The sequence below is a fragment of the Pseudomonas sp. HS6 genome (assembly GCF_023375815.1).
Taxonomy (GTDB): Bacteria; Pseudomonadota; Gammaproteobacteria; order Pseudomonadales; family Pseudomonadaceae; genus Aquipseudomonas.
The window spans coordinates 1,334,335-1,349,184 of record NZ_CP067412.1 but is presented as its reverse complement, the minus strand read 5'-3'; the positions used below and the strand labels follow the sequence as shown (position 1 = coordinate 1,349,184).

The window sequence follows — 14,850 nt, the reverse complement described above, 5'->3', positions numbered from 1 at the left end:
GTTGTTTGCTCTTTATAAGGTTGCGACATGCAGTCGATAGCGTTCATAGGCCTGCTGGAAGGCTGCGACATTCGCGGCAACCGGCAGGGTTTCACTGTTCAGGTCGAGCGTCACGCAGCGTTCGCACAGATCGGCCAGGGTGTCTTCGTGGCCGTTGGACCACGACTTGCACCACGCTGCCTGAATCGCTGCGCCCAGAGCGGCGGCTTCGCTTTGCTCGGTGCAGATCACCGGGGTGTTCATGATGTCGGCGACGATCTGCCGCCACACCGCACTTTTCGAGCCGCCGCCGATCAGGCAAATGCTGCGGCTTTGTAAACCATTCTGGCGCAACAGATCCAGTCCGAATCGCAAGCCGAAGGTAGTGCCCTCGACAGCGGCGCGGCACAGATTGGCTTGCGTCAGGTTATCGATCGTCAGGCCATGCAGGCTGCCAGTGGCGTGGGGCAGGGGCGGCACGCGTTCGCCGTTCAGGAACGGCAGCATGCTCACGCCTTCAGCGCCAATCGGTGCTTGGGCCACCAAGGCATTGAAAGCGTCGAGATCAAGGTCGAACAGTTCCCGGATCGCCCCGGTGGCGTTGGTCAGGTTCATGGTGCAGATCAATGGCAGCCAGCCGCCGCTGGACGAGCAGAAGGTCGCGACCGAAGCGTCCGGGCTGACTTTCGGTACTTCAGCGTAGGCGTACACCGTGCCGGAAGAGCCGAGGCTCATGGTGATCGCGCCCGGCTGAATATTGCCGGTGCCGATGGCGCCCATCATGTTGTCGCCGCCTCCGCTGGATACCAGCGCGTCAGGGTTGATGCCGAGCTGTTCAGCAATCGCCGGCAGGATCGTGCCGGCCGCTTGATGGGCGTCGATCAGCTCTGGCAGCGCCGCTTGCAGACGGCCGCTGGGGTCGATGTCGCGCAGCAACTGCAAATCCCATTGGCGGGTACGCACGTTGAAATAACCGGTGCCGGACGCATCGCCGTATTCGCTGCAGCTACGGCCGGTGAGCCAGAAATTCAGGTAATCGTGGGGGAGCAGGATTTTTGCGATTCGTGAAAAAACGGCGGGGTGTTGTTCCTTGGTCCACAAAAGTTTGGACACGGTGTAACCCGGCGCGATGACCACGCCGAGGCGTTCCAGCGAGCCTTTTTCGCCGCCCAGGTAAGTCAGCAGGCGGTCGTTTTCTGCCGTGGTTTCGGTGTCGCACCACAACTTGGCCGGGCGCAGGACCTGGCCTTGGTCGTCGAGCAGCACCAAGCCGTGTTGCTGGCCGGAAACGCCGATGCCGAGGATTGACTGCCCGTCGACATTGGCCGCCAACAAGGCGCGGCGGGTGGCGAGGGCGAAGGCTTCCAGCCATTGATGCGTGTCCTGCTCGCGGCGACCGTTGGCGGCGCTGATCATCGTGTGAGCGGCGGCGCCCTGGCCCAACACCTGACCGCTGGTGGCGTCGAGGATGATGGCTTTGGTGCCTTGGGTGCCGCAGTCGATGCCGAGGAAGAGTTGTTGGTTGTTCATGAGTGAACCTGTTGATTCGCAATGAAGATCAAAAGCTTACCCCCTCACCCCAACCCTCCCGAAACGTCGGACCGCCCCCAAGGGGGAGAGGGGGAAAGGGAGCAGATCTTTGTGCTTTTCAAATCTACAGTTCGACTCGATATTTCAGGTCGGTGTAGCTCAGATAAGCGCCTCGGTCAGTTCCCTCTCCCTCCGGGAGAGGGCTAGGGTGAGGGGCTTTTCAGGCTAGGACTCGTTCTAAAGTCCGCGTCACACCCTCTTCGCGCAAGCTGTTAAGGCACCACTCAAACGCCGCCACAAACTCCGCCGAACGCGGCATCACCACCCCAAAAATCTCCTCAACCCCCAACAACCGCTCAGTAATCAGCGCATCATCCGCCACCAACGCCTGACAAAACGCAGCCCGAGGATCCGGAATCGAATATGTGTCTCCATTCTCATCCACACCCTTCAAATAAAGCGCCCAAGCCGCCACCACCAGCGCCGCCCGCTTGGTTTCCTGCCCATCAGCAATCAACCGATTGATCGTCGGAATAGTGAACTTGGGAAACTTCGACGACCCATCCGAGCAAACCCGCTCCAGTTGATCGGCAATCGCCTGATTGGAGAACCGCGCCACCAGCGTGTTCTTGTACTCGGTCAGGTCGATGCCCGGCACTGGCGCCAGTTGCGGGGTCACGTCCAGGTCCATGTAGGCGCGCATGTAGCGCACGAACAGCGGGTCGTTCATGGTCTCGTGAACGAAGCGGTAACCCTTCAAAAAGCCCAGATAAGTCAGCGCTAAATGGCTGCCGTTGAGCAGTTTGATCTTCATCTCTTCATAAGGCGAAACATCGTCGGTGAACTGCACACCGACCTTTTCCCAGGCCGGGCGGCCGTTGACGAACTTGTCTTCCAGCACCCATTGCACAAAGGGTTCGCAGACCACCGGCCAGGCGTCGTCGACGGCGTGTTTGTCCGCCAGTTGCAGACGATGCGCGGTGCTGGTCATCGGCGTGATGCGGTCGACCATGGCGTTGGGGAAACTGACGTTGGCGTCGATCCAGTCGCGCAAGTCCGGATCCAGCAGCGCGGTGAAGGCCAGCAGCGCCTTGCGGGTGACAGCACCGTTGTGCGGGAGGTTATCGCAGGACATCACGGTAAACGCCGGAATGCCCGCTTTGCGTCGCTTGGCCAGCGCCGCGCAAAGGAAACCGAACACGGTTTGCGGCTGCTGCGGGTAGGTCAAGTCATGCTGGATCTGCTGCAGGTGCGCCATGAACTCGCCGTTGCTGTCATCGATGCAATAACCACCCTCGGTGATGGTCAGCGAAACGATGCGGATCTGCGGGTCGGCGAGTTTGTCGATCAGCACCTGGGCGCTGTCCTCGGCCAGCAGCATGTCGCGGATCGAACCGATGACGCGGACTTCGGTGTCGTCGCTGTCACCGAGTTCGAACAGGGTGAACAGGTAGTCCTGTTCCTTGAGATCGTCACGGGCACGGCGGTCTTCGGCGCGCAGGCCGACGCCGCAGATCGCCCAGTCCAACGCTTCGCCTGTGTTCATCAGCGCATCGGTGTAATACGCCTGATGTGCGCGATGAAAACCGCCGACGCCAATGTGGGCGATGCCCTGGCGAGTGTCGCTGAGGCTGTAGGCCGGCAACTGCACTTCGGCGGCGAGGCGATTGAGGTTCTGTTTGTTCAGTTTCATCGGATCAGTCTCGAAATCAGGCGGCGGCGCGCAACGGGCGGGTCAATGCCACGCCGTCGGCATCGAACAGATGGCAGTGGGAAGCATCCAGGTGCAGGTTCAGTTGTTCGCCGTATCGGCTCGCCAGATCACCGCGCACGCGCATGGTCAGGGCTTCGCCGGCGTTGGTTTTTACGTGGCAGAAGGTGTCGCTGCCCAGCCGCTCGCTGACGTCGGCGGTGACTTGCAGGGTGCAGTCGCCCGGTTGTGCCAGCTCCAGATGTTCCGGGCGAATGCCCAGGGTCACGGCGCTGCCGACGCTCAGGTTCGCGGCGTTGAACGGCAGGGTGATGCGCGTGCCGGCGTCCAGCGAAACTTCACAGCTCGCACCATCAATGCGCGCGATCTGACCCTTGAGGAAACCCATTTTCGGCGTGCCGAGGAAACCGGCGACGAACAGGTTGGCAGGGTTGTGATACAGGTCCAACGGCGAGCCGACCTGCTCGATCTTGCCGCCATTGAGCACCACGACTTTGTCGGCCATGGTCATGGCTTCGACCTGATCGTGGGTCACGTAGATCATCGTCGCCTTGAGGTCCTTGTGCAGGCGCAGCAACTCCAGGCGCATTTGCACCCGCAGCGCGGCATCGAGGTTGGACAGCGGTTCGTCGAACAGGAAGATTTTCGGGTTGCGCACGATCGCCCGGCCGATGGCCACACGCTGACGCTGACCGCCGGACAACTGTTTCGGTTTGCGTTCAAGCATCGGCCCCAGTTCGAGAATGCGCGCCGCTTCGCCGACTTTCTTCTCGACTTCGGCTTTCGGTACGCCGGCCAGATCGAGGGCGAATGACATGTTCTTTTTCACGGTCATGTGCGGATACAACGCGTAGGTCTGGAACACCATCGCCAGATCACGCTTGGCCGGGCTGACTTCGGTGATGTCGCGTCCGTCCAGTTCGATGGTGCCGCCGCTGACTTCTTCCAGGCCGGCGATCAGTCGCAGCAGGGTGGATTTGCCGCAGCCCGACGGGCCGACGAACACCACGAATTCCTTGTCGTTCACCTCAAGGTCGATGCCCTTGATGATGGAGAAACCTTCGAAGCCTTTTTGCAGATTCTTGATTTTCAGGTTGGCCATGGTGGCGCTCCTCATGCGAATTCTTATTTCACGGCGCCGAACGACAAACCGCGCACCAGTTGTTTCTGGCTGATCCAGCCAAAGATCAGGATCGGCGCGCAGGCCAGGGTCGAGACGGCCGACAACTTGGCCCAGAACAATCCTTCGGGGCTTGAGTAGGAGGCGATCAACGCAGTCAGTGGCGCGGCTTTGGACGAGGTCAGGTTCAGCGACCAGAACGCTTCGTTCCAGCACAGGATCAACGACAGCAGCACCGTCGAGGCGAGCCCGCCCTTGGCGATTGGCAGCAGCACCCGGAGCATTTCCTGCATCAGCGTGGCGCCGTCGAGGCGGGCGGCTTCGAGGATGTCTTTGGGGATGTCCTTGAAGTAGGTGTAAATCATCCAGACCACGATCGGCAGGTTGATCAGCGTGTAGATCACGATCAGCGCAATGCGCGTGTCGAGCAGGCCGAAACTCTTGGCCAGCAGGTAGATCGGCATCAGCACGCCCACCGGCGGCAGCATCTTGGTGGAGAGCATCCACAGCAGCGTGCCTTTGGTGCGCTGGGTTTCGTAGAACGCCATCGAGTAGGCCGCCGGCACCGCGATCAGCAGGCACAGGGCGGTGGCGCTGAAGGAAATCACCACCGAGTTCCAGGCGAAGCTGAAGTAATCGCTGCGCTCATTGATGTGCAGGTAGTTCTCCAGCGTCGGCGTGAAGATGAACTGCGGCGGCGTGGCGAAGGCGTCGATTTCGGTCTTGAAACTGGTCAGCACCATCCAGAAGATCGGGAAGAAAATGATGATCGCGATGGCCCAGGCCAGCGTGCCGAGCAGCAGGCTTTGCAGCCGGCGGGATTGTTGAAGAGTCATGGCAGGCCTCAGGCTTTGTCAGTCAGGTTTTTGCCGATCATCCGCACCAGAATGATCGCGGCGATGTTGGCGATGACCACGGCGATCAGGCCGCCGGCCGAGGCCATGCCGACGTCGAACTGCACCAGCGCCTGGTTGTAGATCAGGTAGGCGAGGTTGGTCGATGCGTAGCCGGGGCCGCCGTTGGTGGTGGTGAAGATTTCGGCGAACACCGACAGCAGGAAGATCGTCTCGATCATCACCACCACCGCAATCGGCCGCGCCAGGTGCGGCAGGGTCAGGTGCCAGAAGATCGCGACGGGGCCCGCGCCGTCGAGGCGGGCGGCTTCTTTCTGCTCCTGGTCGAGAGACTGCATGGCGGTCATCAGGATCAGGATCGCGAAGGGCAGCCATTGCCACGACACAATGATGATGATCGACAGCAGCGGGTAGTGCGCCAGCCAGTCCACCGGTTGCGCGCCGAACAGCTTCCAGATGTACGCCAGGATCCCGGACACCGGGTGGAAAATCAGGTTCTTCCAGATCAGCGCACCGACTGTGGGCATGATAAAGAACGGCGAAATCAGCATCACCCGCACGATGCCGCGACCGAAGAATTCGCTGGCCTCCAGCAACGCACTGATCAACACGCCGAACACCACGCTGATCAGCAGCACGCTGCCCACCAGCAGCAAGGTGTTGGTGGCGCCGGGCAGGAACCCGGAGTCGGTCAGAAAGTAGGTGAAGTTATCCAGCCCGACGAACTCGTTGATGCCCGGGTCGAGCAGGTTGTAGCGGATCATCGAGAAGTAGACGGTCATGCCCAGCGGCACGATCATCCACAGCAGCAACAGGGCCACCGAAGGGCTGACCAGAAACCAGCCGGGATTGGCCACGCGGTTTTTGCGCTGGGGTTGCGACAGGTCGATGTGGGCTTTGGCAGTTGAAGTATTCATGGCGTTTACAACCGTTTGGGTGCAGGTACATGTTCAGAAGAGAAAAGCTTCCTGACATTGACGCGAACCCTGTGGGGGCTGCGGTGCGACGATTCGACTTGCCAGCGATGGGGGCAACACAGTCAACATTGCTGTCGGCCGTTATATCGCTAATCGCTGGCAAGCCAGCTCCCACAGGTTTAGTGGCGAGTTACTTGGGGTAACCGGCGCGCTTCATCTCGCGTTCGGTGGTTTGCTGGGCGGCGGTCAGCGCCTGGTCGACCGTGGTCTGGCCGATCAGCGCCGCCGAGAACAGCTTGCCGACCTGGGTGCCGACACCCTGGAACTCAGGAATGGTCACCAGCTGGATGCCGATATAAGGCACCGGTTTGAGGGTCGGTTTACTCGGGTCGGCCGCTTTAAGCGACTCCAGCGTGACCTTGGCAAACGGCGCGGCGCTCATGTACGCATCGCTGTAGGTTGAGGCGCGAGTGCCCGGCGGTACGTTGGCGATGCCGTCGGTCTTGGCGACCAGTTCGCCGTACTCTTTTGAAGTGGCCCAGGCACTGAACTCCTTGGCGGCGTCCTTGGCCTTGGAACTGGTCGGGATTGCCAGTGCCCACGAGTACAACCACGCCGAACCTTTATCGGTGACCTGGTGCGGCGCAAAGGTGAAGCCGACGTGATCGGCGACTTTACTCTGGGTCTTGTCGGTGACGAACGAGCCGGCGACGCTGGCATCGACCCAGATCGCGCATTTGCCGCTGTTGAACAGCGCGAGGTTTTCGTTGAAGCCGTTGCTGGAAGCACCCGGCGGGCCGGACTTCTTCATGGTGTCGACGTAGAAGTTCAGCGCGTTCTTCCACTCGGGACCGCTGAATTCAGGTTTCCACTGCTCATCGAACCAGCGCGCGCCGTAAGCGTTGGCCACGGTGGTGATCAGCGCCATGTTCTCGCCCCAACCGGCCTTGCCGCGCAGACAGATGCCGTACTGCTCCTTGTCCTTGTTGGTGAGTTTTTCGGCGAAGCCGGCGATCTGTTCCCAGGTCGGACGCTCCGGCATGGTCAGGCCGGCATCCTTGAACAAGTCGGTGCGGTAATAGGTGATCGAACTCTCGGCGTAGAACGGCAGGGCGTACAGCGAACCCTTGACCGACAGGCCTTCACGCACCGACGGGAACACATCGTCGAGGGCGTAACTGGCCGGCAGATCCTTCATCGGCTCCAGCCAACCCTTGGCGCCCCAGAGTGCGGCTTCGTACATGCCGATGGTCAACACGTCGAACTGGCCACCCTGGGTGGCGATGTCGGTGGTCAGGCGCTGACGCAGGACGTTTTCTTCGAGCACGACCCAATTGAGCTTGATGTCCGGGTGCTCGGTCTCGAAGGTTTTCGAGAGCTTTTGCATGCGGATCATATCGCTGTTGTTGACGGTGGCGATGGTCAGGGTCTGGGCGCCAAGGCTGACGCTGCTGAGGGTCATGCAGGTGAGGGCAAGCAGAGCTTTTGCAGTGGGTTGCATCGTGCACTCCTTTTCTGCACCCGGAGGGGGACAGAAGGACAGTTATTGTTTTTGTGTCTTCCGGCTGCAGGAAGAATGTGCACTGATTACAGCCTTCAATCGCAGGGCTGACAAATCATCCCTAGCACTTGAATCGATACTTTTTTGCACTGGTGATTGAAGCGCTAAACACAGGGAAAGGGTTTTCAGCAGGGCAGTGTTGATGAAACCGTACAGGTTTTCGGCGATCAGCCGTGGTTTTGCTCGGTCAGGCGCTGCACCACCAGCCGCCGATAATGCGAGGGCGTCATGCCTTTGAGCTGCTGAAAGCGCCGATTGAAATTGGAGATGTTGTTGAAGCCCGACTCGAAACACACCTCGGTCACCGGTTTGTCGCCGTCCGCCAGCAGTTCACAGGATTTGCTGATGCGCAGGCGATTGACGAACTCGATGAAATTGCGCCCCGTGGCCTGCTTGAACACACGGCTGAAATAGGTCGGTTTCATGCCCAGATGCTCGGCGACTTCCTCCAGCGGCAATTCTCGGGCGTAGTGCGCAAAGATGTAATCCACCGCGCGGTTGGTGCGGTCGATGTTGTGTTCGTCGGCCAGTTGCGGCGTTGTCGCGTCGGACAATAGCTGGTAATCGTCGGAAGCGGCCAACAATTCCATCAGGATGAAAAAGTGCCCGAGACGGGTGATGCCGTTTGAATCGGCGATGCGTTGCATCAGGGTCATGGCCTGACGAATCGTCTGCGGTGAGCGGAATTCGATGCCGTATTGCGCGCGCTCAAGCAGTGGCGCCAAGGTCTTTAGCTCGGCGAACACCAGATGGCCGCTTTCAAACAGCTCATCGGTGAAGTTGACCAGCATGTCTCTCTTCTCGACCACTTCGTCTTCGGCCACCTGGCTGATCCAGTTGTGTGGCAGATTCGGGCCGGTGAGGAATAGCGTCTGCGGGTAGAAATTGCCGATGTAGTCGCCGATGAACACCTTGCCCGAACTGGCGACGATCAGGTGCAGTTCGTATTCCTTGTGAAAATGCCAGCGCACCAGCGGGCAGGGAAAGCCATGCTGGCGATAGATGATGGACAACCCGTTGTGGTCATCCATCAACTCGTAGGAGGGGTCAGTCACGCGGGCTGTTCGGGTCATGATCGGGCGCTTTTTTTGTTATCGCCCGGCGATCATGCCTCTTTGCGCGCCCGTTACGCCAGCAGGCGATTGGACGATGGACTACTTGCTCTGGTTCTTGGCTTCAATCCACTGCGCCATGTATTGCGTGCTCTTGTGTGAATGATGTCGCAACATGCTGCCGGTGAAGTTGTTACGTCTTAGTTGGGCAATGTTTTCGCGACAGTCCAGCAGTCTGTTGATCAGTGCCGGCCCGTGCATGGCCTGCTGATAAACCTCCTGAAGCAGCGTGTGCCCTTGGGACTGTGCGGCTTGCCAACGGACCTCGTCGCGATAAAGGTCGACCGCCGCATTGGCCAAATCCTGCGCCGTGCGGCTGACGGCTCCCGGCCAAGGCTGATCGGTGTGCATGCCTTCAGCGCCGATCGGCGTGGTGACACTCGGGGTTCCACAGAGCATGGCGTCGATCAGTTTGCCCTTGATGCCGGCACCGAAACGCAAGGGAGCCAGGCAGACGCGTGCATCGGACATGACCTGCAACGCATCCTCAGCCCAGTTCATGATGTGAAAACCCTGCGCAGCGTTGTGCAAGGCTGCTGCCTTGGGCGGCGTGTAGGCGCCGTAGATATGCAATTGGGCTTTTGGCAGTTGTTCGCGGATCAGCGGCCAGACGGTCGTTTTCATCCACAAAACAGCGTCCCAGTTCGGCGCATGGCGGAAATTACCGATACTGAGAAAGTGCGCACGCTCCTCGAAAGGTTTTGCGGGTGCGGTGGGCGGTGTGACCATCAGTGGACACCAGTGCAACAACTCAGGCGGCAGCTTGAACTGTTGCACCAGCAATTCAATTTCCACCTGCGAAATCATCAGGCTCAGATCGCAGCGGTAAAGTGCGGCAATCTCGCGTTTGGCCAGGTCGGTGTCAGCCATCAACTCAAATTCTTCGGCCAGCGCCGGGGCAAACAGCTGATCGAAATCGTTGGCGTCATCGCTGAGCTTGAGTCGGTCCTTCAACCGCTGGTGACGGGCATGCCGCAGGCTTTGCAGGTCCGAAGTTTCCAGAACCCGCAGCGCATCGGGGCAGTGTTTCTCCACGCGCCAGCCGAACTGCTCTTCAATCATGAACTGGTCGAACAGCACGATATCCGGGTCGAGTTCGCGGATAAACACGTCGAAGCTGCTGTTGTTCAGTTCGATCGGGACGGTACGTATACCGAGTTCGCCGAGATTGGCGGGATGTTCGCCAGCGCCTGCAGGGCTGGCAAAAGTAATGTCCCAGCCCTGTTGCAGGAAAGTATCGAGAATCTGCATCACATGCCCGCTCGCAGCGGAGGAACGAGGTTCTGGCCAGACGTAACCAATAACGAGGACTTTGGTTGCTGGCTGACTCATGAGGCAAGGTTCCTGAAACGAATGGGCAAAAAAAGGCGCGCGAATTAGAACACAATGCGCGCGCCGGCCGATCCGCTTTTTATCAGATTGACGCCCTGGCCAGCTTGAGCCGCACCGAACCGTCGATGAAGCCAAGTTTGGTGGTTTTCTTAACGCCGTTCTGGATCAGGGCCAGATTGAGCATGAAGGCCTCCCGGTGAGTCCGTGCCTGATCAAGCATCGATACCGCCACTGCGTACGAGTCCGCGTTGAGGAGTGCCGGATGTTTTTTAACCAGTTCCGGCAACGTATTCTGCATGAGCCCCAGCAGCTTGAAACCCTCGTCGTAAGTAGCCTTGTAATGTGGATTGGAAAGGTTTTTAGGATGGGCCTTGTGGGCATCCTTGGCGAAATCAAGCAGACCGGCCACGTCCATATCCGCAGGTCCTGAGTCGGCATGTTTCAATTGTCCGTAATACAGGTCCAGCGTATCGGGTGCGCCGTGTGCCATTTCGTGAATCAGTACGTCGCCGATGCGGCCGTCGTCGTATTTCGCCATACGGTAATAATCGTCCAGCCCTTCGGGATAGATGACCAGAAAATGCTCAGGAGGGTTTTTCAGATACGAACCGTCGAGCACGCTGGACTTCCAGCGCCGGTAGGCTGCGGGGCGTAACGCCGCGTTGGCCTCTGAACCTTTTCTGAAGGACATATTGGCAAGCGTCACGAAGTCCAGGTCGTTGCGCATCTTGTGCAGATTGTCCTTCACATGCTTGAGCACCTCATCGGAATCATTGCCGAATACATGCTTGAGGACGGCTCGTACGTCGGCGCTGTCAGTTTCCAGAAGCATCAACGTTGCATTGTCAAGTTTCGACTTGGCTACCGGCAGTGCTTTCTTCACATAAGCCTGGGTGTAACTGAAGGGCTTGGCGCGACCGAAAAGACGTCGCAGCGGCGCCAAAGGCGACACCTTCAAGTTCTTCAGCTTTGGCCCCCAGGCACCGCCGACCCTCAGATTCAAAGCGTACCAGTCGTTGTTGCGTTGCAGAGCCAGCAAATTGACCGGATCACCCAGATCACCTGCTGCTTTCCAGCGGCCCTGGAACAGATCGGTTTTTTGCGCAGCCTTGATCAGATCATAGGACTGAGCGCTGCCCGTCAGCTTGCGCAGTTGGCCAGTGGCGGTTTCCACGACGTTGAACCCATGCTTGCTCAGAAGCAGAACGCCTTTTTTTGCCAGCCGACCGCTCTGTACGGCCAGCGCAGGCAAGCCATCGAACGGATTGACTATCGAAACAGCAAGGTGCGCCCCCGCTTTGGCGACACTCAGTACCTTGGCTGTCGACGACGCGGTTTTGCCGAGAATGCCCGCAACGGTGGAAGCAAAACCGACCAGCAGTCCCAATATGGCCAGACCATCGAGAATGCAGGCCCCGATACCCTCGGACACACGATCAGTCTCACCAGACCGAACATCTTCGATGCATTTTTTGAAGGGTACGATCATATTGATGATCGTGGTATCAACGACATCGTTGAAAGCGCGGATTTTTTGCAGCTCGGTGGGGCCGTAGAACGCGGTATACAGTTCCTGACGTGTGGCGACCGGGTGATTGCCCAGTACGCCTTCGGCCAATGCGTCGAGCGAACGGGAAAAGAACAGGGAAACGGGCCAGCTTTCATTGGATTGAAGGAAAAAATTCCACAACTTTTCCACTACGACAGTGGACTTCACCTGATTCCGTGGCTCGCTGCCTTCCTTGTATGCCGAGAGGTCGAGCGGCCAGACCATTGCCTGATTCTTCGGCTGGAAGTCCGATTCAGCAAACTCGCTACTCAGGGACGGCTCGCTGAAGGCTACGCCGCTGGTTCGCAACATCTCGGCCAGCTCCGGTCGCTCTCGACACACACCGCGCAGGTAAAACAGCTCGTAACAACGAAACTCCCTGTCATTCTGGCAACCCAGAATAATGCCGTATCGGCCTTTGGCTTCGTTTCGCTGGCGCTGAGTTTCTTCGGACGGGTTCAGCGGGTTGACCGTTTCTCTCACCGTGTACAGAGTGATCAGACCATTGGCCAGCCGCTTGATATCCGGGAGAGGCAAACTGGACACGGCCATTTTTAGAAGGGTGGCCTGATTCTTTTGCAGTGTCTGGTAGTAAGTGTCGAACGCTTTGTCGAACAGATTATCCGCAGGCTCTAGTCTGGATAGATTTGTCAGCGCATCTTTCGGAGCCTCAAGTTTTTCGGTCGCTTTGAATTTATCGGTGAATTTTCCATTGATGACCAGATCGCCAGACAGATAAAGATCAAGTATAGATACGCGAAGCTTTAATGTTCGGGATCGCACGACTTGGTACGCTCCAGATTCGTTGAGTGCGATATCGATCAGCGACGGAAGTGAGGGTGTTGCCAGTATTTCAAGCCAGTTCTGGTCGTTCAGACTGTCCACGTAGTTATATTTATAAATACGCTTTTCTAGGTAACTGCCTGACGGCAACACATGCTCCAATGCGTGTAACGCCAACTTGCGCCGGTCAGGCGGGGTAATCGAAATGCCGGATTCGACTTCATTCAACGCCTCCACATATTGGTCGAAACGACTGGCCGCGATGCTGAATGCGTTGGCGTCATAGTCGTTCGCTGCATCCGGCAAGACACCGTTCAAAACGGCCCAGTCGATGATCGGCGTAATGGCAGCCAACCCTTGCAGCGTGTGTTGCGCTGCGCTGGTAGGTGCAAGGTCGGCAAACGCTTTGATCCGGGTGTAAGGCATCAGCCTTGAGGCCCCGGGCGCCGTGAGTTCTATCAGCCCGACGGCCTGGGACACTACCACCCAGCCAGGCTTGCCGATCGTCAGTTCGGCGGGCGTATGTTGAACGAGCAGTTGCGGTGCCGCGCCGGCTAGTAGCAGGTGTGCCGCCAAGGGCGCGAAATGGTGAGGCAGTTGGGCTTCTCGAGTCAGTTGCCATTCGAATTCTTCAACAATCTGCTGTGGCGTTTTAGAGGCATTGCCTGGGTGATACAGGTGATAACCGGCGACGACTTTCGCATGCCGCTGGACGTCGAATCCAAGATCAAGAATCAACGCAGTAACGACCAGGCATCTGATTTGCCGCGCAGCCACCTCAGCATGGTCGCTGTCCAGATGCCAGCCAAGGCGATCATGCAGGTAGAGCCCCAGTGCGAATGCGTCCGGTGTCTGCAGAAAGTTGTCCAGGTGAATGCCAGCCTTTTCGCGCTTTTGATCAATCGGCACGGTGCTGAAGCCCGGGGTGGCGAGATGTTGCAACAGGCTCCTTTTCCCTTGCGTCGTGTCCCTGGCGATCTGTTTGATCGTTTGACGATTGGTTACAGAAAGATGAAAAGCTGACTCGGGCGGTGCCATCAACAATTCAAGGTAGTCCCCCATGACAGGGCTGTCGGGTAGTTGAAATTCGAGCGAGGCGATCAGGTTGCGGGTCTGGGTAACGGTGGTGGGCACGGTGTATTGATGAAAGCTCAGCCATTGCCTGATGCCAATCACGGTTGAGGAAAAAATACAGCCGCCGGTCTTGCCTGCACACTCACCCAGCATGGAGAGTTCATCTTGCAGGTTGCTGGTGATTACGGCATCGCCGGTGAGTTCGATCCAGGTGCCATTAACCAGTGCGGTGAGCCTGGCTTGCTCATCGACGCAGACTATGGAGTTCGTGGGCAGTGAATGTTTTTCGGCGAGAAAAATGAAGTCCTCGGTATCCAGCATTTTCAGTAACGCGATGCGGGCAAATGCCTGAGCATTATCAAATGTCGAATTGACGACGCGTGGAACAGTAGCCAGCTCAAGATCAACAGACTCGCCGTCCTTGTGCTTCCCTGTTAACTGGGTGAGTGCTGAAACAATACTGGTTTTCTCTTTCTGATCCAGTTTCGGATAGTCGGCGATGAACCGTTGGTCAAGCGCTGCATTGTCGATATCCAGCAGGCCTCCGTTCTGCGAAAGTTGCATGAGTCATTCGTCCTTGAGTTGTTTTCAGGGTTGTTGTCCTCGATATTGTGTAAAGGTTGTTCGTGCCAAAACACACAGCTACCGGGGCGGCAGCAGAGTAGTTGCGCTTTAATAAAAGTGGGTAGTTATAGTTGGTTTCAAAGTTGGTCAGGGCAGATTGAAAACCTGCCCGCTGTATCTGTCTGGAACGGAAGTTTCGGTCTCAAGATTGTCCAAGCACTGTTTTTACTTTGTCACGCAATTGATCAATGGAAAACGGCTTGCCAATCACATGCATATCCGCTGGCACTTCTATTGTTTCGGCGTAACCGCTGGCAAACAGAATCGGCAGCGCAGGGCGCAGCGTGCGGGCTTCGGTGGCCAATTGGCGGCCATCCATGATCGGCAACCCGACATCGGTCATCATCAGGTCGATGTGCTGATTCACATCCTTGATAATTTCCAGCGCCTGTTCGCTGCCATCCGCTTCCAGAACCTTGAACTCCAGCTCCTCCAGCACGTCGACGATCAACATGCGCACGATGGCGTCGTCTTCTACTACAAGGATGGTGGACGCAGTGCTGGACATAGTGGCGGCTCTCAAGAATGGGGGACGGTGGCGCCGGTCGATCAAAATTGCCGGGCTCTTGCATGAGTAAGTGGCGCATAGCCACAAGTTCCCGAATGGATACAAAAAAAGAATAGGCGCAAACGGGCGGGCAAGGATAACCGTTGGCCTGCGATTCAGCGCAGGCAAATGTGGGAAAACAGTGCTAACACTGTGA

General features: G+C 57.9%; 10 protein-coding genes. All 10 read right to left on the bottom strand.

All coding sequences use genetic code 11. The features are described from left to right. Positions 1-12: 12 nt before the first annotated feature. The 10 genes from xylB to JJN09_RS06045 all read right to left on the bottom strand — a co-directional run bounded on the left by xylB (position 13) and on the right by JJN09_RS06045 (position 14,654). Complete coding sequence (xylB, locus tag JJN09_RS06090) at positions 13-1,509, bottom strand: xylulokinase (protein ID WP_249486267.1); 1,497 nt, start codon at positions 1,507-1,509, stop codon at positions 13-15. Positions 1,510-1,729: 220 nt separating this feature from the next. Further along, entirely contained in the window at positions 1,730-3,202 is a 1,473-nt protein-coding gene (locus tag JJN09_RS06085) for a mannitol dehydrogenase family protein (RefSeq protein WP_249486266.1), read from the bottom strand. Positions 3,203-3,218: 16 nt separating this feature from the next. Continuing rightward, on the bottom strand, positions 3,219-4,322 hold the full coding sequence (locus JJN09_RS06080; protein ID WP_249486265.1) for an ABC transporter ATP-binding protein: 1,104 nt from the start codon (positions 4,320-4,322) through the stop codon (positions 3,219-3,221). Positions 4,323-4,345: 23 nt separating this feature from the next. Beyond that, positions 4,346-5,176 carry a carbohydrate ABC transporter permease gene (locus tag JJN09_RS06075; RefSeq protein WP_096820359.1) on the bottom strand — a complete coding sequence of 277 codons (831 nt, stop codon included), beginning with the start codon at positions 5,174-5,176 and terminating at the stop codon, positions 4,346-4,348. A gap of 8 nt (positions 5,177-5,184) precedes the next feature. Further along, the gene (locus JJN09_RS06070; protein ID WP_249486264.1) at positions 5,185-6,111 is read right to left on the bottom strand and encodes a carbohydrate ABC transporter permease; all 927 of its coding nucleotides are present in this window, start codon (positions 6,109-6,111) and stop codon (positions 5,185-5,187) included. A gap of 190 nt (positions 6,112-6,301) precedes the next feature. After that, positions 6,302-7,612 carry a sugar ABC transporter substrate-binding protein gene (locus JJN09_RS06065; RefSeq protein WP_102619823.1) on the bottom strand — a complete coding sequence of 437 codons (1,311 nt, stop codon included), beginning with the start codon at positions 7,610-7,612 and terminating at the stop codon, positions 6,302-6,304. Between the two features lie 227 nt (positions 7,613-7,839). Continuing rightward, positions 7,840-8,745 (bottom strand): AraC family transcriptional regulator, encoded by a 906-nt coding sequence (locus JJN09_RS06060; protein ID WP_249486263.1) that lies wholly within the window; start codon positions 8,743-8,745, stop codon positions 7,840-7,842. Between the two features lie 81 nt (positions 8,746-8,826). Then, the gene (locus JJN09_RS06055) at positions 8,827-10,116 is read right to left on the bottom strand and encodes a glycosyltransferase (protein ID WP_249486262.1); all 1,290 of its coding nucleotides are present in this window, start codon (positions 10,114-10,116) and stop codon (positions 8,827-8,829) included. Positions 10,117-10,198: 82 nt separating this feature from the next. Then, on the bottom strand, positions 10,199-14,086 hold the full coding sequence (locus tag JJN09_RS06050) for a hypothetical protein (protein WP_249486261.1): 3,888 nt from the start codon (positions 14,084-14,086) through the stop codon (positions 10,199-10,201). Between the two features lie 202 nt (positions 14,087-14,288). After that, positions 14,289-14,654 carry a response regulator gene (locus JJN09_RS06045; protein ID WP_249486260.1) on the bottom strand — a complete coding sequence of 122 codons (366 nt, stop codon included), beginning with the start codon at positions 14,652-14,654 and terminating at the stop codon, positions 14,289-14,291. Positions 14,655-14,850 lie beyond the last annotated feature (196 nt).

What these genes read in the sequence shown, in the direction of transcription:
- xylB (WP_249486267.1), bottom strand. Translation starts at nt 1,509, where the DNA reads ATGAACAACCAACAACTCTTCCTCGGCATCGACTGCGGCACCCAAGGC.
- JJN09_RS06085 (WP_249486266.1), bottom strand. Translation starts at nt 3,202, where the DNA reads ATGAAACTGAACAAACAGAACCTCAATCGCCTCGCCGCCGAAGTGCAG.
- JJN09_RS06080 (WP_249486265.1), bottom strand. Translation starts at nt 4,322, where the DNA reads ATGGCCAACCTGAAAATCAAGAATCTGCAAAAAGGCTTCGAAGGTTTC.
- JJN09_RS06075 (WP_096820359.1), bottom strand. Translation starts at nt 5,176, where the DNA reads ATGACTCTTCAACAATCCCGCCGGCTGCAAAGCCTGCTGCTCGGCACG.
- JJN09_RS06070 (WP_249486264.1), bottom strand. Translation starts at nt 6,111, where the DNA reads ATGAATACTTCAACTGCCAAAGCCCACATCGACCTGTCGCAACCCCAG.
- JJN09_RS06065 (WP_102619823.1), bottom strand. Translation starts at nt 7,612, where the DNA reads ATGCAACCCACTGCAAAAGCTCTGCTTGCCCTCACCTGCATGACCCTC.
- JJN09_RS06060 (WP_249486263.1), bottom strand. Translation starts at nt 8,745, where the DNA reads ATGACCCGAACAGCCCGCGTGACTGACCCCTCCTACGAGTTGATGGAT.
- JJN09_RS06055 (WP_249486262.1), bottom strand. Translation starts at nt 10,116, where the DNA reads ATGAGTCAGCCAGCAACCAAAGTCCTCGTTATTGGTTACGTCTGGCCA.
- JJN09_RS06050 (WP_249486261.1), bottom strand. Translation starts at nt 14,086, where the DNA reads ATGCAACTTTCGCAGAACGGAGGCCTGCTGGATATCGACAATGCAGCG.
- JJN09_RS06045 (WP_249486260.1), bottom strand. Translation starts at nt 14,654, where the DNA reads ATGTCCAGCACTGCGTCCACCATCCTTGTAGTAGAAGACGACGCCATC.